Source organism: Bacteroidales bacterium (assembly GCA_029210725.1).
Taxonomy (GTDB): Bacteria; Bacteroidota; Bacteroidia; order Bacteroidales.
Genome location: JARGFM010000034.1, coordinates 1 through 22,065, shown reverse-complemented (window position 1 = coordinate 22,065; position 22,065 = coordinate 1). Strand labels below are relative to the sequence as shown.

Annotated in this window: 15 protein-coding genes; 9 read left to right on the top strand and 6 right to left on the bottom strand. The window is 49.2% G+C overall.

The genetic code is table 11. The annotated features are described in order from the left end of the window. The first annotated feature begins 3 nt into the window (after positions 1-3). A complete protein-coding gene (locus P1P86_14515) occupies positions 4-984 on the top strand; it encodes a lipoate--protein ligase (GenBank protein ID MDF1576399.1) in 981 nt (326 codons plus the stop codon). 43 nt (positions 985-1,027) lie between these two features. Here P1P86_14515 and P1P86_14510 read toward each other — a convergent pair whose 3' ends face one another. The 5 genes from P1P86_14510 to P1P86_14490 form a co-directional block, all read right to left on the bottom strand. Then, a complete protein-coding gene (locus tag P1P86_14510) occupies positions 1,028-1,537 on the bottom strand; it encodes a shikimate kinase (GenBank protein MDF1576398.1) in 510 nt (169 codons plus the stop codon). Between the two features lies 1 nt (position 1,538). Continuing rightward, the gene (locus tag P1P86_14505; GenBank protein ID MDF1576397.1) at positions 1,539-4,205 is read right to left on the bottom strand and encodes a DNA gyrase/topoisomerase IV subunit A; all 2,667 of its coding nucleotides are present in this window, start codon (positions 4,203-4,205) and stop codon (positions 1,539-1,541) included. 71 nt (positions 4,206-4,276) lie between these two features. Next, positions 4,277-6,118: a DNA topoisomerase IV subunit B gene (locus tag P1P86_14500; protein MDF1576396.1), complete on the bottom strand. Its 1,842-nt coding sequence runs from the start codon at positions 6,116-6,118 to the stop codon at positions 4,277-4,279. A gap of 105 nt (positions 6,119-6,223) precedes the next feature. After that, positions 6,224-6,997 carry a hypothetical protein gene (locus P1P86_14495; protein MDF1576395.1) on the bottom strand — a complete coding sequence of 258 codons (774 nt, stop codon included), beginning with the start codon at positions 6,995-6,997 and terminating at the stop codon, positions 6,224-6,226. After that, on the bottom strand, positions 6,994-7,758 hold the full coding sequence (locus P1P86_14490) for a 1-acyl-sn-glycerol-3-phosphate acyltransferase (GenBank protein MDF1576394.1): 765 nt from the start codon (positions 7,756-7,758) through the stop codon (positions 6,994-6,996). The genes P1P86_14495 and P1P86_14490 overlap by 4 nt, the downstream gene beginning before the upstream one ends. 266 nt (positions 7,759-8,024) lie before the next feature. On the opposite strand from P1P86_14490, the gene P1P86_14485 reads away from it, so the two are divergent. The 8 genes from P1P86_14485 to P1P86_14450 all read left to right on the top strand — a co-directional run bounded on the left by P1P86_14485 (position 8,025) and on the right by P1P86_14450 (position 19,680). Continuing rightward, a complete protein-coding gene (locus P1P86_14485; GenBank protein ID MDF1576393.1) occupies positions 8,025-8,900 on the top strand; it encodes a DUF4249 domain-containing protein in 876 nt (291 codons plus the stop codon). A 228-nt stretch (positions 8,901-9,128) separates the two neighbouring features. Then, positions 9,129-9,842: a hypothetical protein gene (locus P1P86_14480; GenBank protein ID MDF1576392.1), complete on the top strand. Its 714-nt coding sequence runs from the start codon at positions 9,129-9,131 to the stop codon at positions 9,840-9,842. After that, positions 9,829-12,615 carry a TonB-dependent receptor gene (locus P1P86_14475; GenBank protein ID MDF1576391.1) on the top strand — a complete coding sequence of 929 codons (2,787 nt, stop codon included), beginning with the start codon at positions 9,829-9,831 and terminating at the stop codon, positions 12,613-12,615. The genes P1P86_14480 and P1P86_14475 overlap by 14 nt, the downstream gene beginning before the upstream one ends. Positions 12,616-12,713: 98 nt before the next feature. Further along, positions 12,714-14,384, top strand: coding sequence for a hypothetical protein (locus tag P1P86_14470; protein ID MDF1576390.1), 1,671 nt, complete (start codon positions 12,714-12,716; stop codon positions 14,382-14,384). Positions 14,385-14,497: 113 nt separating this feature from the next. Next, positions 14,498-15,058, top strand: coding sequence for an RNA polymerase sigma-70 factor (locus P1P86_14465; GenBank protein ID MDF1576389.1), 561 nt, complete (start codon positions 14,498-14,500; stop codon positions 15,056-15,058). Between the two features lie 49 nt (positions 15,059-15,107). Next, the gene (locus P1P86_14460; protein ID MDF1576388.1) at positions 15,108-16,115 is read left to right on the top strand and encodes a FecR domain-containing protein; all 1,008 of its coding nucleotides are present in this window, start codon (positions 15,108-15,110) and stop codon (positions 16,113-16,115) included. A gap of 49 nt (positions 16,116-16,164) precedes the next feature. Continuing rightward, positions 16,165-18,813 carry a TonB-dependent receptor gene (locus tag P1P86_14455; protein MDF1576387.1) on the top strand — a complete coding sequence of 883 codons (2,649 nt, stop codon included), beginning with the start codon at positions 16,165-16,167 and terminating at the stop codon, positions 18,811-18,813. A gap of 3 nt (positions 18,814-18,816) precedes the next feature. After that, on the top strand, positions 18,817-19,680 hold the full coding sequence (locus P1P86_14450) for a DUF4249 family protein (protein MDF1576386.1): 864 nt from the start codon (positions 18,817-18,819) through the stop codon (positions 19,678-19,680). On the opposite strand, the gene P1P86_14445 is transcribed toward P1P86_14450, so the two are convergent. Next, a complete protein-coding gene (locus P1P86_14445) occupies positions 19,669-21,858 on the bottom strand; it encodes a DUF5916 domain-containing protein (protein MDF1576385.1) in 2,190 nt (729 codons plus the stop codon). The two genes, P1P86_14450 and P1P86_14445, sit on opposite strands and share 12 nt — an antisense overlap. Between the last annotated feature and the right edge of the window lie 207 nt (positions 21,859-22,065).

Here is a 22,065-nt window from a genome sequence, read left to right as displayed (position 1 = left end):
AGTATGCTTTGCATTGTCAGCCCTTATTCCAGCCCCTATTTTAACCTGGCTTCAGAAGAGTATCTGCTTAAGGGTTTCGGGGAGGATGTTTTTCTTCTTTACCGGAATATCCCTTCTATTGTGGTGGGCAAGCATCAGAATACCCTGGCCGAGATCAATCTGCCTTATGTACAGGAGAAAGGCATTCTGGTGGCCCGGCGAATATCGGGGGGAGGAACCGTCTTTCACGACCTTGGAAACCTGAACTTCGCTTTTTTTACCAGCGGAAAGGAGGGTGAACTGGTGGATTACAGGCGGGCTACCAGACCCATTATAGAGGCATTGACCGGGATGAGACTGGATGCAAGGCTGGGGAAACGCAATGAACTCCTGCTTCATGGACTTAAGATTTCAGGTACAGCCAGTCATGTATTCAAGAAGAGGGTTTTGCATCACGGGACCCTTCTGTTTTCATTGAAGATGGAAAATTTGAGTGCAGCTCTTAAGACTGTGCCGGATAAGTTTACCGACAGGGCCGTAAGGTCGGTCCGGTCCCGGGTGACAAATATCAGGGATCATCTGACAGAGGAGATGGATGTGGAGCAATTTCAGGAAAAAATTCTGACCCATATGCTTCAAAGCTATGAGGATTCCAGATTGTATGAGTATCAGGCTGCAGATATAGCGGAGATTACAGAGTTGCGAAATTCGAAATTCTCCACCTGGGAATGGAATTTTGGATATTCACCCAAATACCAGTTTTGTAAAAGTATCTCATTCAGCGGAGGCCGTCTCGACCTGCAAATGAACGTGGAAAAGGGAGTGATCCGGGCGATTAAGATCGTGGGGGATTTCAGTTCTCTTAAGGAGATTACATCCCTGGAGCAGATGCTGGTTGGATGTATACACGATCCCGAAACCATCCGGATGAAGCTTTCGGGCATTTCACTGAGGGATTACATCTCCGGCCTGGATAATGAAGAGCTATTAGCCGGGATGTTCTGAGAAAGGCGCTTCTTTGGACGCTTTCCCGGATCCGGCAAGCTGATCAGGAATCCATGATGAGCCTGGCCAGTTCTTCCGCCTGCAGGTTTATTCCGTTTACGATATAGGTGGCTCGCATATAGAAAATCTCTCGTTCGCGGAGCAGCTTGCCAATGAAGTCAAGCAGTTCCGGTTCTGATTTGCCTTTAATCAGGGGCCGTTCGGTTCTGGAACGAATCAGACGGCCTTTCAGGGCTTCCGGAGATAATTGAATATAGATGGTAGTTCCATGTCTGTTCATCAGGTCCATCATTTCTGAATGACAGGGAGCGCCTCCCCCGGTGGCGATTACCAGTTTTTCACGACTGAAAAGTTCTGAAAGGATATCGTGTTCCCATTTTCTGAAGACCTCCTCCCCGTGTTCGTTAAAAATGGAGGCTATGGACATTTCAGCGGTCTCCTCAATCAGCTGATCCATATCCACATACTGATAGCCAATCCTGCGCGCCAGTTTTGCTCCCAGGGTGGATTTTCCCGAAGCCATAAACCCAATCAGAAATATTCTGCTTTCCATCTTACCACTCCAGGGTAAACTGTCCACCGGGTTCCTTACGATCGTCCTTTCCCGGGCTCTTTTTCTCCTCTTTTGGTATTATAATTTCCATAGGAATCTTTTCAGGGTCCTGCTTTTCAGGTTTTGTACGATCAGGAACAGGCTCTTTTGCAGGCTCTTTTGCCGGAATCGTGGCTTCTTCCCCTTCGTTTTCCGGCTCAAGTTCCTGGATTACTTTCACCTCGTAATTGGAGAGCCGTTTTCCCCGTGCTTTGTAACTCTTGATTCCAATAAACTCCGCCACCTCAATGATTTCCGGTTTGCGATCTTTGTTCTTCCCTCCAAATTTCAGTTCCAGGCGGGGGTACTCTACTTCGGTGATACTGATCAGCCTTGATCCGGGATGATCACCAATAAAGCGGGTAAGTTTGGCGCCCGGTTCGATGAGGAATCTTTTCAGGTAGTAATAGTTTTGCTCTGCATCGAAATAGGCTGCCGACCAGATTTTGCCCTCCCTGTACTTTTCAATGATCTGCACATCATCTTCAAAATGATTGCTAAGATCGAAATTGGTGGTCCGGAAATGCCCCGACCGGGTAATCACCAGGACCTGGTCCTCCCCGGAAAATTCGCCCAGGAATCTTCCTCTGGCATCCACATTCAGCCGCATCACATCTTCGTCAAACCAGATCTTTCTCCCTCCCAGGGTGGATACCCCCTTCTCCTTGATGATAATTTTCTGGACCGAGAACTTGGTCAGGATATTGCCCATGGCTCCCCTTCCCTTAATGGCCAGATCTGCAAAATCAAATTCAAAAACAGGATTTTTCAAGCGTGGCCGGGGTCTCAGGAATACCTTGATTACCTCCGCTTCACCATTGGGATTGGCACTGAAGTAGAGGATCTTTGTATGAGGATGTTCTTTTGCAATATTGTACTGCTTATCGCGTGTGATCCCGGTCACCGGGGCCCGTTTCACCATGACGTTTCCCGAGTTGCCGTCGAAGTAAACTACATTGTAGATGGTCCGGTTGTCATTTTTCTTAAAAACAGCCGCATGGATGATATCCTTGCCGGCGAAGTGCTTGTCGGCCACTTTCGAGATGGTATAGGTTCCGTCTTTCAGGAAGACTATGATATCGTCAATATCGGAGCAGTCGCAAACATATTCATCCTTTCGAAGGGAAGTGCCTATGAAACCGTCTCTGGCATTCATATAGAGCTTCTGGTTGGCCACAACTACCTTGGTCGCCTCGATGCTGGCGAAATTACGCAGCTCAGTACGGCGGTCCATTCCCTTGCCGTATTTCTTCTTAATCTGCTTGAAGTAATTGATGGCGTAATTTACCAGGTTCTTCAGATGGTCTTTCACCTCCTCCATCTCCTCCTCAAGTCCTTTTATATGTTCATCGGCCCGTTTGACATCAAATTTGGAGATTCGTTTGATCTTGATCTCAGTCAATTTGATGATATCCTCACGGGTCACCTCTCTCAGGAGTAGTTTCTTATAGGGATCGAGACCTTTATCGATGGTCTCAATCACGCTTTCCCAGGTTTCGCACTCCTCAATGTCGCGATAAATCCTCTTTTCAATAAAAATCTTTTCCAGGGAAGAGAGGTGCCAGTTTTCCTGAAGTTCTCTCAGCCTGATCTCCAGTTCCTGTTTCAGTAATTCCTTGGTATGGTCGACATTTACCCTCAGGACCTCGCTCACACCCACAAAACGAGGTTTGTTATCATCGATCACACAGCAGTTTGGAGAGATGGATATCTCACAATCTGTAAAGGCATACAGGGCATCGATGGTTTTATCGGAAGACACGTTGGCCCCCAGATGCACGATGATTTCTACATGTTCTGCCGTATTGTCATCGATTCGCTTGACTTTGATCTTCCCTTTTTCGTTGGCCTTGATAATGGTATCGATCAGGCTTACGGTCGTTTTGCCATAGGGAAGATCCTTGATCACCAGGGTTTTGTTATCCAGCTTCTCGATCTTTGCCCGGACCCGGATGCTTCCACCGCGTAATCCGTCATTGTACCGCGACACTTCGGCCAGTCCACCTGTCGGAAAATCGGGGAAGAGCTCGAAATCCTTTCCCTGAAGGTATCTGACGGATGCATCGATCAGTTCATTGAAGTTATGGGGAAGTGTTTTAGATGAGAGTCCCACCGCGATCCCTTCTGCACCCAGGGCCAGAAGCAGGGGGAATTTAACCGGAAGAGTAAGCGGTTCTTTATTCCGGCCATCGTATGAAAGTTTCCATTCGGTGGTTTTGGGATTGAAAAGTACCTCGTTTGCAAAAGCTGAAAGCCTGGATTCAATATAACGTGAGGCGGCAGCACCATCGCCCGTATAGATATTACCCCAGTTTCCCTGGGTGTCGACCAGCAGCTCTTTCTGGCCCAGTTGTACCAGGGCATCCCCTATGGAGGTATCGCCGTGGGGGTGGAATTGCATGGTGTTACCAATGATATTGGCCACTTTATTGAACCTTCCATCATCGATCCGTTTCATGGAATGCAGGATGCGCCTCTGTACCGGCTTGAGCCCGTCTATGATATGAGGGACCGCGCGTTCAAGGATGACGTAGGAGGCATAGTCGATGAAATAGTCCTCATACATCCCCGAGAGACGGGTGATCTTAATTTCCTCCGGGGAGTGGTGCTCTTCAGCTTGTGCGTCCAATGATGTATCGTCGAAGTCTGTCATCTTTTCTTCACTGATTCTTCTATTCTCCTGTGACTTGAATAGTCTGCTCAGGCAACTTCCACCGGATCTTCTTCAACCCTGAGCCTTTCAATGATAAAATTCTGCCGGTCGGGTGTGTTTTTCCCCATATAGAAGTTGAGGATTTCTTTCAGATCATCTTCTTTTTTCAGGCGTACCGGCTGTAGCCTGATATCCGGACCAATAAAATGTTTAAACTCGTCGGGAGAGATCTCTCCCAGTCCTTTAAATCGTGTTATTTCCGGGTTGGATCCAAGTTTAGCGATGGCCTTGATTCTCTCTTCTTCAGAGTAGCAGTAGATGGTCTCTTTCTTGTTCCGGACCCGGAATAAGGGAGTCTGCAGGATGAAGAGGTGGCCATTGCGGACCAGGTTGGGGAAAAACTGCAGGAAGAAGGTAAGCAGCAATAAACGTATATGCATGCCATCCACATCTGCATCGGTTGCGATCACCACCTGCTTGTACCGCAGACCGTCGAGCCCGTCTTCTATATTCAGTGCAGCCTGAAGCAGGTTGAACTCCTCATTTTCATAGACCACTTTTTTGGTGAGGCCAAAAGAATTCAGAGGTTTCCCGCGCAGACTGAATACGGCCTGTGTATTGACGTTTCTTGATTTGGTAATGGAACCGGAGGCCGAGTCTCCCTCGGTGATGAACAGGGTGGATTCGTTTTTTTGTTCATCATTCCCGTTATAATGAGTGCGGCAGTCCCTCAGTTTTTTATTATGCAGGTTAGCCGTCTTGGCTCGTTCCCTGGCCAGCTTCTTGATACCAGATATGGCTTTGCGTTCTTTCTCCGATTCCTGAATCTTTTTCAGAATGGCATGGGCCGTATCGCCATGTTTATGGAGGTAATCATCCATTTTTGAAGTGAGGAAATTCATAATGAAATTCCTTACTGAAGGGCCCTTGGGACCAATATCCCTGGATCCGAGTTTGGTTTTGGTCTGGGATTCAAATACCGGTTCCTCCACCTTGATACTGACGGCAGCAATGATGGAGGTGCGGATATCGGACGCATCAAAATCTTTTTTGAAGAAGTCCCGAATGGTCTTCACCAGCGCCTCTTTAAAAGCCACCTGGTGGGTGCCGCCCTGGGTCGTGTGCTGTCCGTTCACAAAGCTGTAGTACTCTTCCCCATACTGGTTGCCATGGGTGATGGCCACTTCAATATCGCCATTCTTCAGGTGAATTATGGGGTAGAGTCCTTCACCGCTCATATTCTCCTGCAACAGATCGAGCAGGCCGTTTTTGGATTGAAACTTCTGTCCGTTATAACTGATGGTAAGCCCCGTATTGAGGTAGGTGTAGTTACGGAGCATTGTCTCGATGTACTCGTCGATGAAATTGAATTTCCCGAACATGCTGTGATCGGGCTCAAAGGTAATCAGGGTTCCGTTTTTTTCGGAGGAGTTCCGCTGCGGATGGTTTTTCACGATCTCCCCTTCGCTGAAGTCCACACTCTTTTCTTTTCCTTCCCGGATGGAGCATATGGTAAAACTGGAGGAAAGGGCATTAACTGCTTTGATCCCCACCCCGTTCAGACCAACAGATTTCTTGAATACCTTGGAATCGTATTTTGCGCCGGTATTCATTTTTGATGCCACGTCTACTACTTTCCCCAGTGGAACCCCGCGACCGTAATCACGGATGGAGACCCGGTGCTCGTCGATATTAACCTCAATGATTTTTCCGAAGCCCATCATGTATTCGTCGATACAATTATCAATGACCTCCTTCAATAAGATGTATATTCCGTCGTCGGGCGAGGAGCCGTCTCCCAGCTTCCCGATATACATGCCTGGACGCTTTCGGATATGCTCTTTCCAGTCGAGCGTACGTATGGTATCTTCTGAATAATTCGCCGTCATATCTCATCTCCTCTTTGGCAGCACAAAGATAACCAAAACTCTGGCCTGGACATCATTCAGTTTTCAACACAAGACTCTTTAAAAGCGGTTTAAAAGCACCTGAAATCAGATCCATTCAATGGCCTGAACCTCCATGCGGGTGCGGCTTCCGGGGTGGTAGGTGCCCGTGGTGTCAAAATCCCACCACCAGCGTTCGTTCCGTGCTCCGGCGGGTAATGGAGTGTAAAGCAAAGCTTTGGATGAAATTGTTCCCTTTTTGTCCTTCACCTCTTCCAGGATATCGGTCACCAGACAAGCCGGTTTTTCTGAGATCCATTCCAGGTGAAAGGCCTGTATGGCAGCGCGAAAACGATCCAGGGACTGCTGTTGAAAAGGCTCTCTTTTCCGGATGTAGTCGCACAGGAGTATATCCAGCTGGTTAAGCAGATTGACCGATACCAGGGCATCCACCTCCATTTGCTCCAGGGGGGGCACGAAGGAGAGCCGGTCAACGAAGTCTTCATCCTGAGGTCGGTTTTTAACTGCCCGGAAAAGCTGCCAGATCTGCTCGATGGCTCCTCCGGAGAGATCCTTTTCAATGAGTTCGACCTGTTTCAGTGAGGCTGTCTTTTTCCGGATCTGGATGGGGTGGTGAATATCCACCAGGTATATATGTTTGAACCTGATCAGAAGTTGCTCCAGGGGAACATCCAGTAACCAGCCACTACCCAGAACAGCTAGCGTTTCGGCATCCGTCTTTTGAAATGAACCGGCTATGAAATTCCGGGTATGTTCCAGGTGGTCGTGCCAGGTAGAAGATTCACGTATATAACGATTCATGATTCCTTCCTGGTCCCTCAGGAATCCCATGCGTCTGATGGCCTGGCCTGGTTTTTTCATTTGGCCGAAATCTCCTGTTCAAGCCTGGCGATTCCCTTTTCCATCTGTTCCCTGACCAGTTCCATTAATTTTGCAGTTTCCAGCTTTTCCACCTCGCTGGCCGGGATCTCGTCCAGTACCCGGATATGAATGGGGGCTTTCCCTTTTAACACCCATGATCCGCGGTCAAAGGTCTTTTCCGAGCCGGTGTGTACAATGGGGATAATCCCGCAGCCAGTTCTTTTTGCCAGCAGGAAAGCACCCTCTTTAAAGGGCCTCATCTCCTTGGTTCTGGAGCGCGTCCCTTCGGGGAAGAGAAGAATGGATGAGCCTTTACCAATTTCTTTCTCAGCCTGGGAAAGGAATTGGGCGCCCGAGCGTAGCGATTCCCGTTTGATCCGAATGGAATTTGTAAGAGAAAGGACCATTCCGATAAAGGGTAAGCGGAAGTTTTCATCCTTGGAGCTCCATTTGAAGGGTCTCCGGATCTTGTACAGGGCCAGAATGTCAATCAGGGAGCGGTGGTTGGCCACCATAACCACCGGACGCTTCCAAGGAATTTTCTCTCTTCCCTCCAGGCGAAGTTTCCAGAAAGGGATCAGCGACTGGTAGTGCCAGGCCCAGAAAGTACCCATCATATGAGCGGCTACCCGCCGGCGGTCCCACCAGAAGGTGGACAACCAGACCAGCAGGAAGAAGGGGCTGATGAAAATGGAGGTAAGAGCCATGGTGGCCCAGGCCAGGATGGAGTATAGTTTCAGAAACCCTTTTCGCATGCGCATGGGAGTCAATTATAGTGAGATGTACAAATATAGTCTAAATCCATCACAGGGAATGACCTGCCATCCGTTTCTGAGGCATCCCCGATTATCGTCTATTTACGGCTAAATATGGAAAAAAAAAATCTACTTTTAGTGTCCAGAATTTAAGTCCCTGCCAGTTGAAACATAAAGTTTTTCGCTTACTTTTATTTATACCTCTTTGTTACTGTTGTGCAGCCTGTGTGGAGCGATATTATCCGGATGAAGATAATCTGACCACGTGAACAATGGTGATTAATGCCCATTTGACTGATCAGGCCGGAGAACAAATCGTTGAGATCTCCAGGTCGGTGGGCCTGATTGCACCCTCCTTTGACCCGGTATCGGGAAGCCTGATCCAGTTAGTCAGGGAGGATGGGGAACTCCGGATATTCTCGGAATTCAAACCGGGGTATTATAAGGGCGATCTGGATGAATCCTTTTTGCAAACCGGGGCTTCCTACATGCTCCATGTAGAAACACCCGACGGAAAGCTTTACCAGTCCGATTTTGATAAACTGAGGCCCGTACCTGCCATCGACTCGCTCTATTACCTGGTTGAAAGTCAAAGCTTTGCTTCAGAAACCACTTCTATAAGCGGGATCCGCTTTTATCTGGATTTTACTTATGATAATGAAGCCTACGAATACATTCGCTGGGACCTGACCGAAACCTATGAGTTTCATAATCCCGATATGGAAGGCTTTGTGATGGATCTGGACTTTCAGCTGAAGGAACTGCCCGACACCAGCAACTATCGTGTCTGTTATATCAGCAACGAACTTTCAAGCATCCACAGCATGTCTCTGGCCTATCTGGATTTCGGAATCTATATCAAGAAACCTTTTACCTTTGTTCCCAATATTCAGATGGAGCAGAAGCTTCACCATAAGTACAGTCTGCTTGTAAAACAGTACTCTCTGGGTCTGGAGGCCTTTCATTACTGGAACGAGCTGAAAATGACCTCCCAGGAGCAGGGCTTCCTGTTTGACAGGCAGCCGGCCCTGCTGAAATCCAATATTTATAATGTGGATGATGAGAGTGAGATTGTCCTGGGTTTTTCAGTATGGCAGGGGTCGTTGAACGGCGCGCTTTTGCCGTTAAGCCCGAGGGGCTCGATTTGAGTTTTTATAAATGGTACTGCTTTCCATTACCCAAAGGTCCCGGCGGCCCTCTTAGCAAAGAGGACCTGCCCTTGTACTATGCCCGGGCGTGGATGGATGGTGTGTCCTCCTTCGCCGAGGTGAACAAGCATTGTGTCGATTGCAGGGAATATAAGAACAGTACTCATATAATACCGGATTTCTGGTAGATAATATATTTTTTCAGCTAATCTGATTTAATTAACAGGCATGCGAAAAACCTTGATAATTATAGTACTAACAGCCTTTACAGGGCTTTACGGCATATATGCCCAACAGCTTTCCCTTGGCGATTATCTGGAAGAATGTGAGCGGAAATATGGCAGGGATGCCGACCTGGTGAATGGAGAGAAATATTTTTATCCATACAGGCAGCCCCAGGGGGATCCCTTCTTTTTCCCGGAGGCCCGGGAAGCTGTTATTAGGATTCACGATAAGGAGTTCGTTAAGCAGCAACTTCGCTACGACCTCTTCAATCAGCAGCTGATACTGGATTTTAAGGACATTTATGGAGCCACAACCAGCCTGGTTCTGAGAAACGAGTGGGTCGAATCTTTTTCCTTTGAAGGATTCCACTTTATTAAGATGAAGGGCCCGGAGGGTGATTCCGGCTTTTACCAGCAATTAACAGAAGGCTCAATGGTTTGTGTTTATAAATGGCGGAAAAATTACCTGCTCAATCAAAACTCTGGAGTGCTAAGTTACTATTTCACCGAAGCGGTCAGGGAGTCCTTTCTGCTGATCGGGGGGCGCTTCCATGCCTACAGGAACAACAGGACCTTTCTGAAAGCTTTTGATCCCGGCATTCAGAAAACCATCAAACAGTTCATGAAGCAATCGAAGGTGAAGGTGAACAGAGCCACCGATCCTCAAATCCGCCATTTAGTTGAATATTGTAATTCTCTTTCCCATGAAGCATCTTAGGTTCCTGTTGATCTCCTTTCTTTTTGTTCCAGTGGCTCTCAGGGCCCAGGTGGGTGAGGGGCCTGTGAACATCCGGCTTTCCGGTGAGGGATTTGACCGTTTTGTGGAGCAGCTGGAGAGCCAGACCAGGATTCGCATCTTCTACAACTCAGAGTGGTTTTCGGGCCGGACCTTCTCCTGCCAGGCCGACTCGGTGGAGGTGGATGATGCCTTTTACGAGGTGTTGAAAGGGACCGGCCTTCACTATAGCCGGATCGGTGCCGGACGATATGTTATTTTACCCGAAAGGCGTCTGAGCATGCATCTTCCGCTTGTTTCATCCTCTTCCGGTTCCTATCGGACGAGCGGGCAAAATGACTCTTTCCTGGGGGTCAAGGATGATCTCTACCTTACCGGGACCCAACCGGAAAAGATGGTCCGGACCATCGAGGTGGGAGAGCGGGGAGCCTCACTGGCCAGAGGCGTGGCCCGTGTAAAGGGGAAGCTGTTGAACCTGGCCAACGGAGAACCCGTCATGGGTGCCACGATGGTGGACCTGGGATCGGGTAAGGGTGCGGTATCGGATCAGAATGGAAATGTAACCATGGCACTGAAGCCTGGCAGCCATGCCATGCGTTTCAGGTTTATCGGTATGGAGAGTGTGAATGTCACCATGGAAGTTTATTCGGATGGAGATTTCCGGATAGAGATGCAGCCTGCCGTAATTGCCCTGGATGAGGTGCAGATTTTGGGTGAGCAGTACCGTGAAATCAATACGACGGATATCGGGGTGGAGCGTTTCAGCATGAATTCACTGAAACAGGTCCCGGTGTTTATGGGTGAAAGGGATGTGATTAAGATATCCAAATTGCTTCCCGGGATCACCAGTGCAGGTGAAGCTTCGGTAGGGGTGAATGTCAGGGGTGGTAATGTGGACCAGAACATCTTCTACATCAACCGGATGCCGGTATACAACACCTCACATCTCTTTGGCTTCTTTTCTGCTTTTAATTCGGATATGATCAGGGACTTTTCCATATACAAGGGCAATGTGCCGGTGAACTACGGGGGAAGGCTTTCTTCGGTCTTTAACATTCTGACCCGTAAAGGAAATAATAAATCATTTACGGCATATGCCGGGATCAGTCCGGTTTCGGCTAATGTTACGGTAGAAGGTCCCATTCGCAAGGACCACTCCTCATTCCTGATCAGTGGACGCTCCTCCTATTCAGACTGGATCCTGAACCGGATGGAAGACCCCCTGATCCGTGACAGTGATGCCTTCTTTTATGATTTTGCCGGATCGGTAAATTTCCAGCTCAATGAGAAGAATGTGCTCAATGCTTTCTACTACCAGAGCTTCGATTGGTTTCGCTACAGCACACTCAGCGATTATGAATATGCAAACCGGGGAGGATCCGTGAGCTGGGAGAAGAGTATTTCGCCCGCGCTTTCCTCCAAGGTGACCGGAACCAGCTCCGTTTACAAGTTTGCAAATACCGACCAGAGCGAAATATCCAGGGCCTATTCGCATGAATATATGCTGAACCACAACGAGCTTTTAACTGAATTCCAGTGGGTACCTTCCCTGAAACACCGGATTGAGTTTGGAGGAAGCCTGATTTATTACAGGCTGGACCGGGGCACCGTGGAACCCTATGGGGCAGCATCGATCCGGAACAGCGTCGGTCTTGGATTTGAACAGGCCCTGGAGGGAGGCATTTTCGTGAGTGACAACTTTGAGATTACAGACTGGCTGACCCTTTACGCCGGTGCGCGCTACAGCCTTTACTCTATGTTGGGACCGCAGACAGTGCTCTTATACGAGGAGGGCAAAGCAAAATCAGAGAATACGGTTATCGATTCCCTGGCCTTTGGCGATTTTGAGTCCCTTAGATTCCATTCGGGTCCGGAGTTCAGAACAGCAGTAAATATGAAGGGGGGCCCCAACACTTCTTTCAAGCTTTCCTTTAACCAGATGCGACAGTATCTCTTTATGCTCAGTAATACGGTGACCATCTCTCCAACCGATCAGTGGAAGCTGTCGGATTACTATATCGATCCTCAGTCCAGTTACCAGCTTACAGGAGGGGTATATCATATCTTTCCCGGGCTGGGACTCTCCTCGTCGGTAGAGCTCTATTATAAGTATTCCACGGATATTGTTGAGTATAAGGATGGTGCTGATTTCATTACCTCTCCCCTTACCGAGACGGTGGTGCTTCAGGGACAGCAGGATGCTTATGGTATGGAACTAATGTTGCAGAAGACCTCCGGCAGGCTCGATGGCTGGATCAGTTATACCCTTTCCCGTTCAGAGATGCTTGTTCAGGGGGATAATGATTTTGAATCTATCAACAACGGAGATCCCTATCCCTCCAATTTCGACAGGCCCCATGTTCTCAATGTGGTGGCCAATTATAGTATTAACCGCAGATTCTCAGTGAGTTCAAACATGGTGTATATGTCGGGTCGTCCGGTGACTTATCCTACCTCCCTTTACTATATCAACAATGTGGCTTACATCGATTACTTCGCGCGTAACCAGTTCAGGATACCCGACTATTTCAGGATCGATCTGTCCCTGAATATCGAGGGTAACCTGAAAGCAGACAAGTTTATGCACTCTTCCTGGAGCCTGAACGTATATAATCTGCTGGGCAGGAATAATCCCCAGAGCATTTATTTCGTACCGCAGGAATATTTTATTAAAGGTTATTCCTTTTCGGTGATCGGGGTTCCCGTGTTTACCATCTCCTGGAATGTCAAACTGGGAAACTATGAGAGTCACTAGCGGGCGGGGCCATATCTTTAGCTGTGACCGGGTACTGCGGCCACCGGTTTTTTGGTCAACAGAATGAAATGTCCATGACAATACATTACTTGTGAAACATGAAATACAGAACCATAATTACAGTTTTTTTGCTTGGACTTGGATTCAGGGCCGGGGCTCAGATTCAGCACGAGGGATTGGTAGTGCTGACCGACAGGGGGCATTATATCAGCGGGGAAGACCTTCAGTACAGAGCCTACTACAGAGCACCTGTTGCAGGAATCCCGGAGCAGTGGAGCCGTGTTCTGTACGTGGAACTGATCCTGCCCGATGGAAGTCCCCTGGCCCAGGCTAAAGTGATGATTGACAGCTCCGGGGCCAGCGGATCTCTGGCCATCCCGGAAGGGATCTCTTCCGGCACTTACTATCTGAAAGCCTATACACGCTGGATGAGGAATTGCGGGCCGGAAGGATTCGCATATACTTCACTCCGGATTTATGATCCTTTCAATGAGGAGGCCCTTCCGGTGGATACTCTGGGTTGGGAGCCAGAACCAGTGGCAAAACTGCTGAAGCAGTTAGAAACACATTCGGCCGATATGCTGGAATGCCGGCTGGACCGTGAAATCTACGGGACCAGGACTGAAGTAGTGGCAGATTTGAAGTGGATTTTTCCGGATGCGCCGGCCGATCTGACCGTCAGCGTGGCCAGGGCGGGGATTCACGGAAATCCCGCTTACTACAGACCCGGATGCCCTGTGAACCTGGGGGGTTCCTCTGAAATACTTCCTGAGATACAGGGGCTTTCTCTTACGGGACAGGCGGTCAGTGCTTCTGACAGGAGCCCTGTTCCCTATGCCACCATCTTTGTGTCTGTACTGGGCGATGAAAGGGATTTTTACTGTAACTATTCCGATTCGGCGGGCAGATTTTATTTCTCATTTCCGGCTTACGTGGGAGAGAGGGAGCTGTTTGTATCCGCTTACCAATCAGATTATGAGGAGATTGAACTGCTGATAGACCGCGATTTCAGTCCCGATGTACTCCAGCTTCCCTCTTATGCCATGCAGAAAAGCGATTCCCTGGCCAGTCTTATAAACGAAATGTCGGTCAATGCACAAATTGCACAACAATATTATCCCCGGATCCTGCAGGCTCCGCCTGAACCGGAAGCGGAAGAGTTGTTGTTTTACGGGAATCCCAGTTCCATCATCCATATTGACAATTTCATAAAGCTTCCCAACTTGGCGGAGTATTTTGTGGAGGTGGTTCCACAGGTATCCCTGAGAAGAAACCGGGGTGGAAGGCGACTGGTTCTTCTTGGCAATCATCCCGATCTGGCCATCTATCTGCCGCTGCTTCTTGTTGACGGAGTGGCCATCTTCGATGTGGAGGCTGTTCTGGCGGTCTCACCGAGACTTATAGACCGGCTGGAAATTGTCAATGCTCCCTACATCCGGGGAAACGTTACTTTTGGAGGAATCATCAGTCTTATATCGAAAAACAATGATTTGGGATATATCGATCTTCCCTCATCGGGATTGCTGGTCAATTACCGGATGTTGAATCTTCCGGTAGCCGACTCTACCCGGAACGGGGTGCTCGATCCGCGTCTTCCGGATATACGCAACATACTCTATTGGGAACCTGCGCTGCATCTGGAACCGGATATCAGTCAGAAGATATCCTTTCGGACTTCCGATCAGATAGGGGACTATGAGATTTTGATCCGGGGAACAGATCCCACAGGAAAATATCTGGTAAAGCGGGTTCATTTCAGAGTGGAGTAGACGGATTGCCTGTTTCATGCACATTCAGGGTAAGCCGGGTGCTGATTGTTTTCACAGCCCCTGTTGAATAATTTGCTTTAATCGAACTCTGGATTTATCTATCTTGTGTGCAAATGACCATTGAAAAAAGAGTGGTAATAAGCGAGCGGATGGATCAAAGGGCATTTGAGGAGCTCTTTCGGACCTACTTCACACCACTGATGTCATTTTCCATGCGCATTCTTGGTGATGAGGATGATGCCAGAGAGGTGGTGCACCAGGTGTTCATCAATCTCTGGGAGAAGCGAAACAGGCTGGATCTTGCCACATCTCTGAAATCCTATCTCTTTACTTCGGTCAATAACCGTAGTCTGAATGTGATCAGAGACCGGAGAAAGTTCTCCGGGGAGGAGGTGCCTGACAGAGCCGGGGATTTGGATGTGAGTGCACAAATCGAGGCCATGGAGCTGGAAGAGAAGATCAGGACTGCCATTGAAGCTTTACCGGAGCGGTGCAGGGAGATATTTGAATTGAACCGCTTTGAAGGGCTTAAATATGGCGAGATAGCCGGTAAACTGGATATATCCGTAAAAACGGTTGAGAACCAGATGACCAAGGCCCTGAAAATTTTAAGGGAACAACTTGGAAAATACCTGAGCATTCTGCTATGGCTGATGCTGTTTTGCTTAAATTGAAAAACTGGATCAAACCATAGGGGTAAGAGCGCTTATGCGTGTGTTATAGATGAACATGTCAGAAGAGGAAACATATAATGACTTTGATCACCTGGTAAGCAGGTATCTTTCCGGTGAACTCGGACCGGCGGAAATCGCTGCCTTCCACGAGGAGCTTGACCGGGATCCTGCGAAACGGGAGTTGCTGGACGAATACCAGAAGATCTGGGATTCGGCCGGTGCTGCTCCGGGCGGGGACCCTTATGATCTGGACCGGGAATGGCTGATGATGAAGGAAAAACTCCCGGCATTTGGGAAAGTTAAAGTTCGCCTTTTGATCGACTATAGTCGCCGGATTGCAGCCTTGCTTCTCTTTGGATTGCTGCTCACCTTTTCCTGGATCTATGTGGGCCGGAATTCAGGTTTGGAAAAGGTAGTGGCCGAAAACGAACCTGTGGAGCTAGGCCTGGACGATGGAACCAGGGTGATCCTGAACAGGCATTCCAGGCTGAGGTACAGCAAAACCTTTGAGGAAGGGGAGCGAAAAATCTTTCTCTCCGGGGAGGCCTGGTTCGACGTGAGCCCGGATACAGCCAGGCCCTTTATCGTGGATGCGGGCGCGGCTCTGGTAAAGGTGCTGGGTACCAGTTTCAATGTGAATGCCTATAAAAAGAATCCGGTGGTGGAAATTACGGTAGAGAGCGGATTGGTGGGCCTGAGTGCAAAACAGGATGCCGGGGACCTGATTGTTATGAAGGCTGGTTCGGGCGGCACCTATCACAAGGCGGCGAGGGAACTAATGCTGATTCCCGACTCCGATCCCAATACCATCTCCTGGAAGACCAGGGAACTGTTCTTCGAGGAATCCACTCTTCAGGAGGTGGCCGGCCTGGTGAGCAGGGTATACGGGGTAGAAGTGGTCATTGTGAACAGGGAACTGGCCTCCTGTCCTATTACGGTTACGTTCAGGAATCAGACTCTGGAGGCCATATTAAAGGTTTTGGAGCTTACCCTGGACCTGCAGGTCTCCCGCGAAGGAAATGAGATCAGGCTGGCCGGGGAAGGATGCGTTGAATAGAGACAAGGGAATGTCAGGATCTGGATTGAAAATATTCCTGCCAATATATATGCTGGTGCTGTCTCCCTTTATTTTCGGACAGGAGATTCTGCGGAGCATCACCCTGGATTTGTATGAGAAGCCCATGAGGAAGGTCCTGGATGGGATCGAGGAGCAGACAGGACTCAGTTTTTCTTATAATTCAAGGCTCATCGATGAGGAGGAGATCGTCAGCATCCATCTTAATAAAAGTCCCCTGGAGGTGGTCCTGGACACCCTCTTTTCGGAACGCCGGATAAGCTTTGAAGTAGTGGAACAGCAAATAGTGCTGAAACGCGCCTGGCGCAGGAGATTAAATGCGGAGGCCTCACCGGACAGGGATAGCACCGGTGTTGTGCCGCTTAGATTTACCGTAAGCGGATATGTAAAGGATTCCAGGACCGGAGAGGTACTTATAGGCGCCACCATTACCATTCCGGGAGGGGTGGAAGGAACCATTACAAACAATTATGGGTTCTATTCCCTGACCCTGCAAAGAGAGATAAAAGAACTGCACTGCACTTATGTGGGTTACAGGAACACGGCCCTGACTCTGAGGAAGGGAGAGAACCAGACCCTGCATTTTTTGATGGAGAGGGAGCTTTCGCAGATCCGGGAAGTGATTGTTTATTCCGGAGAAACCGACAATATTATCCGGACTGCCAGGAGCTCCGAGGAGCGGATCCATCCGGAAGCGGTCAGGAAGATGCCGGCTCTTTTCGGGGAGAAGGATGTGATCAAATCACTGGCAGCCATTCCGGGAATCAAATTTTTCGGGGATGGATCCACCATTTTTTTTGTCAGGGGAGGGGGTCGCGATCAGAACTTGATCACCATTGATGATGCCCCGGTATACAATCCCACTCACCTGCTGGGCTATTTCAGCACGGTCGTGCCCGATGCCATCAAGGATGTGAAGGTATACAAGGGTGATTTCCCGGCCAACTACGGGGGAAGACTCTCATCCCTGATCGATATCCGCACCAAAGATGGAAATATGAACCATTTCGGAATGGATGCCAGTGTTGGACTTCTTTCCTCCAGGCTGTCCCTGGAAGGTCCCGTCTGGAAGGAGCATATCTCCTTCTTCGCCTCGGGCAGGCGTTCCTATATCATCAGACCTGTTCAGAACTGGAACCAGAACATTAAGGATCTCCATTTCTCGGACCTGCATTTGAAACTGAACTACAGGATCAATTCAGATAACCGCTTCTTCTTTTCTAGCTACCGGGGTGAGGACAATTTTGATGTGCTGAACCGTCCCGGTTTTTCGAGCGGAATTAACTGGACCAACAGCACCACCACTCTACGTTGGAACCATCTTTATTCGGACAGGCTTTTCTCCAATCTGACCCTTCTGGGATCCACGTATCATTACCGGCTTTTTACAAATAAGGAGGCAAACGACTACTGGAACTCCCGGATCGACAACCTTACCCTCAAATACGATTTCACTCACTATGTGAGCCCTGTTTACACCCTGCGTTTCGGAGTCCTGGCCGCGGGTCATTTTCACGATCCCGGCAACCTGTACCGGGGGGGTGTGGAGTGGGATCCGGGTTACGACCTTTCAGTCAAATACAACCGGGAGTACGCCCTGTATGTTTCCAACCAGTATATCATTCAAAACAAGCTTTCCATCCGTGCCGGTTTAAGAACAACAGCCTGGCACAATATGGGGCCCGCCACGGAGTACTTGAGGATCCCGGTCTCAGAGGGGGGGATTGAACGGGACAGCCTGGCGGTGACCGCTTACCCCTCCGGGGAGGTATATCACCAGTCGTACTCCGTGGATCCCAGGATCAGTCTGGTTTACCGGCCTGGTGAAAAGAATGTATTTAAGCTGAGCTACAGCCGGACCAGCCAGTTCCAGTACCTGATAAGCAATTCCATCAGTCCCTTTACCTCTCTGGAAGTCTGGCTTCCTTCGGGGCCCAATGTCCCGCCCCAGTATGCTCATCAGTTTACCCTGGGGTATACCCGAAGGTTTGGAGTTCCGGGCCTTAGCCTGGAGATGGAAGGGTATTATAAGCGGATGATCAATCTGATCGACTATCGCGATCATGCCCATATGCTGATGAATCCCCTGGTAGAGGAGGAACTCCGGTTTGGAAAAGGCAAGGCTTTTGGCCTGGAGACCATTGTGAACAAGGAGCAGGGCAGACTGACCGGATGGATCTCCTATACCCTTTCCAGGGCCGTTTCGCAGGTGGATGAGATCAACAGAGGAGAACCCTATCCCTCTTATTCCGACCGTCCACACGACTTTTCGATCTATCTCTCCTGGGCCCTTCATACCAGGCTTACCCTGACGGCAAATTTTATTTATATGACGGGGGTCCCTTTTTCAACTCCAAGCGGGTTCTACTACTACGATAAGCACCAGGTACCCATCTATGCAGAGCGGAACAATGACCGGCTTCCCGACTATCACCGCCTGGATCTGGCTCTCAACTGGCATCTGAGCAAACCTGAACGGAAGTATCAGCATGAACTGATCTTTTCGATTTACAATTTCTACAACCGCATAAATCCGGTTGCACTGCATTTTAACAAGATGATGGATGAGGATGGAAATTTTGTGGTCCCGGTCGATTATTACAGCAATCCGGAACTCTTTTCCACCCAGTATTACCTTTATGGGTTCGTCCCTTCTTTAAGTTACCACTTCAAGTTCTAAAAGATGAGACTGCGCCGAACATATAAAAAAGCTGCACTCCGCCTGATCCCAGGGTTCGTTTTGACTGTAAACCTCTTTTTGGTCTCCTGTACCAAAGAGGTGGAATGGGATCTGAAATACCAGGAGGGGGACCTGATTGTCGTGGAGGGAAAAATAACCAGCGAATTTAAACAGCACGAGGTGAGGCTTACCAGGCCCCTCTACGTGATGAATGGAAGCCCCGAAGGGGTTACGGGAGCACAGCTTGAGATCTTTGATGGCAGCGAGTTATTTTCCCTGACCGAGGACCCGGAGCGGCCGGGGATTTACCGGACCGACTCTCTGTTTGCCGCGGTGCTGAATCAATACTACCAGCTGCGGATCCTGCTGGATAACAGGCGCATCACGGCCGTTACCAATATGCGTGCCGTAACGCCTTTTCAGTACATGAATGTGCGCCAGGTACAGTCGGCCCCCCCGCTGCTGGAGGCATATATCAGCGACAGCGATGAACCGGCCATCGTAAGACTGGAGATGGACTGGAGCCATCTGCCCGGATATGACACCCTGCCCGATTGGGAAAACCATGCCGTGATTTATCATTATACCCTGAACGGAATAGATGTAAACAAGCTCTTTAAACCACTTCAGGAGATTGTAAGATTTCCACCGGGGACCGTCGTTTACCGGGAAAAGGAGTCGGTGAGTGCCTGGTATGGAGAGTTCCTTCGCGGGATACTCTCTGAAACTGACTGGCGGGGAGGGATGTTTGATGTGTTGCCCGGAAATGCCCGGACCAATATGGAAGGAGGGGCCATTGGTTTTTTTACGGCCGCCGATGTGATCCGGGATACCCTGGTGGCGAGGCAGGAACTGTTACCGCTGTAGCTCGAAGGTGTAGGTAAATTTGAGGGTGATATTTCTGGCATCATACACAGGCAGGGTGGGAACTTCACGCTCGAGCCAGGTGTTCCGGCCCTCATTAAATACAATATAAAGATCTGTTCCCTCTTTGGGATTGTAACGGAAGCGCAGGTTGGAGATTAGTTTGTGGATGGAACTGTTGTACTGCAAAAAGGCTGAAAACGAGAGCCTGGTGGAGACCATATAGAGGGCCCTTAACCCGGCGATATGATTATTCAGGGACTGGTTCCGGCCGGGAAAACGGATCAGGTCCAGCTTATAGATGCCGCCCAGCTCCACGGATGCTCCCAGGTTCCATTTGGGCTCAATGCCTGGCGAAAGCTTGTAGCCGTCAAAATAGCCACCACCCTCAAACATAAATATGGCATAGAGGGAGCTGGAACCGGGAGTCTGCAACATCAGTTCACCACTCAGATAATCATATCTTCCCGCAGGGACAATTACGGGGTCGGCAAGCTCAAATTCCTCCTCCAGCTGATCGGTTCTGTAGGCCAGTCCCACCGAACCCATCCAGCTGTTTTTTGAGCTGAAGTTCCAGCTGGGGCTGAGGTTCTGTATCATCAGGGAGTATTCCGGAATCCGGTAAAAGACATAGTTGAACAGCATGAAGTAGTGGGACTGTAACCACGATTCTTCCGGAGAAATCCAGGTATATTGCAGTTTTTGACCGCTGGCCAGGAAGTCGTCGATCATTTTGAAGCCTGTACCCGGATTATAATTTGTTCCTGAATAGGTGAGGCCGGCCGAATAGGAAAGGCCCTCCTGCTTTCGTCGTTCCCACATCACGGTGAAGGCTGAAGGGTCGAGGGAGAGGGGATTATTATCCAGGCTGTCGCTGAGCGTTTGTGCCAGACGGATGGTCAGGTAGTCATCTCCAAACACTCTGATTACCCCGTCTATTCCATAAGCCACATTATAGCTTCCATCCACCCCGATCCTGGAGGTAAGCATGCCTCCCAGGTAGGAATAAGCGTTGAGGACCCTCTTTTTTACACGGAACACTCCAATATTTTCTGAGGGCAGTTCATCCAATGATGCAGTCTGTAGATTCAGGAGGCCCAAGTCCCAGTTGTTGATTCTGCTATTCAGGCGTGCTCCCCCCCAGATCCTGACCGGTTCTCCTTCATTCATTCCTATCCGGCGACTGTAAAAGAGCTTGTTCTGTCCCCCCAGGGAGAAGTCAAATATACTGCTCCGTTCCAGGAAAAACTTTCTCTTCTCCGGGAAGAACAGACTGAAGCGGGTCGTGTTAAACTGCTGGTCATCTGCTTCCACCTGGGCAAAGTCGGTATTGACCGTCAGATCGAGCACGGTGTTGGGATTGATTCCAAATTTAATATCCAGGCCGGGTTCAAATTTGAATGCCTTCCCATAATCATAGGCCGTTTCCGCTTCGTTTAAGCTATTCTCCTGATTATATCCGCTTAGCAGATAGGGGGTGATATACAAGGGTTTTTTCGGGCTAAGCTCTTCAAAAACAGCCTCCTGATAGAGGGATGGCTTTAAGTGGCTGCTTGGGCCCCATTCGTTTGAAATAGCCGGAAAAATATCTCCTTCGTCTTTGGCAGGGATCCATCGGAATGCGCTGATCCCCATTACGGTCCGGCCATTGCTATCCTGGAAGCGCAGACTGGAAATGGGTATTTGCATTTCAAAATACCAGCCCTGGTCATCATAGCTGGCCTTCACCTCCCAGAAGGTGTTCCAGTCCATATTCAGGGGTATCTCTCTCATCTCGATGGTTCCGTCATTGCTTACTGCGGCATCCCAGCGGAGCCCCAGGGGATTGGTGGCAAAAAGAAGAGAATTCTCCTTGTCGTTGTAAGTATCGAGGCTCAGCATGAAAAAATCCGAAGACATGGTTTCCATGTCCCTTTTCTTGCCCAGTGCCTGTACAAAGGAAGGATGGGAGACATAGAGCAGTCCTCCCACATAAACATACTGGTCATCATAGCCCATCCTGATCACGGACTTCTCCGCGGGCAGATTTCCGAACACCGGCATAAAGGAGGTCATGGGAAAGGGCTTCAGGTGCTCCCAGGCAGCTTCATCGGGCTTGCCGTCAAACTCCATGGGGATCTCCATTTTATCAATCAACAGGCGACCCGGGTCCTGGGAAAGCAGGGGAGAGACCGGGAACATCAGTGCACAGAAAAGCAGTATGGCTGATTTAGAGCTAATGGCCTGTTAATTTGAGTGAGCTAAAAATAGGACAAATTATGATGGTCTAATGTGCCTGTCTAATGTGCCTGGACAATTTATTTATCAAATATAATTCTACTTTGACAGATTAACAAAATGTTGATAAAACCCCTGAAAACACTAGGCTTTCAGGGGCATCGAAAAACA

Bases quoted from the DNA above. Each gene is read 5' to 3' on its own strand.
- P1P86_14515 (MDF1576399.1), top strand. From the start codon at position 4: ATGCTTTGCATTGTCAGCCCTTATTCCAGCCCCTATTTTAACCTGGCT.
- P1P86_14445 (MDF1576385.1), bottom strand. From the start codon at position 21,858: ATGTTCCCGGTCTCTCCCCTGCTTTCCCAGGACCCGGGTCGCCTGTTG.
- P1P86_14495 (MDF1576395.1), bottom strand. From the start codon at position 6,997: ATGAAAAAACCAGGCCAGGCCATCAGACGCATGGGATTCCTGAGGGAC.
- P1P86_14465 (MDF1576389.1), top strand. From the start codon at position 14,498: ATGACCATTGAAAAAAGAGTGGTAATAAGCGAGCGGATGGATCAAAGG.
- P1P86_14485 (MDF1576393.1), top strand. From the start codon at position 8,025: ATGGTGATTAATGCCCATTTGACTGATCAGGCCGGAGAACAAATCGTT.
- P1P86_14490 (MDF1576394.1), bottom strand. From the start codon at position 7,758: ATGCGCATGCGAAAAGGGTTTCTGAAACTATACTCCATCCTGGCCTGG.
- P1P86_14500 (MDF1576396.1), bottom strand. From the start codon at position 6,118: ATGACGGCGAATTATTCAGAAGATACCATACGTACGCTCGACTGGAAA.
- P1P86_14475 (MDF1576391.1), top strand. From the start codon at position 9,829: ATGAAGCATCTTAGGTTCCTGTTGATCTCCTTTCTTTTTGTTCCAGTG.
- P1P86_14460 (MDF1576388.1), top strand. From the start codon at position 15,108: ATGAACATGTCAGAAGAGGAAACATATAATGACTTTGATCACCTGGTA.
- P1P86_14480 (MDF1576392.1), top strand. From the start codon at position 9,129: ATGCGAAAAACCTTGATAATTATAGTACTAACAGCCTTTACAGGGCTT.
- P1P86_14510 (MDF1576398.1), bottom strand. From the start codon at position 1,537: ATGGAAAGCAGAATATTTCTGATTGGGTTTATGGCTTCGGGAAAATCC.
- P1P86_14470 (MDF1576390.1), top strand. From the start codon at position 12,714: ATGAAATACAGAACCATAATTACAGTTTTTTTGCTTGGACTTGGATTC.
- P1P86_14450 (MDF1576386.1), top strand. From the start codon at position 18,817: ATGAGACTGCGCCGAACATATAAAAAAGCTGCACTCCGCCTGATCCCA.
- P1P86_14455 (MDF1576387.1), top strand. From the start codon at position 16,165: ATGCTGGTGCTGTCTCCCTTTATTTTCGGACAGGAGATTCTGCGGAGC.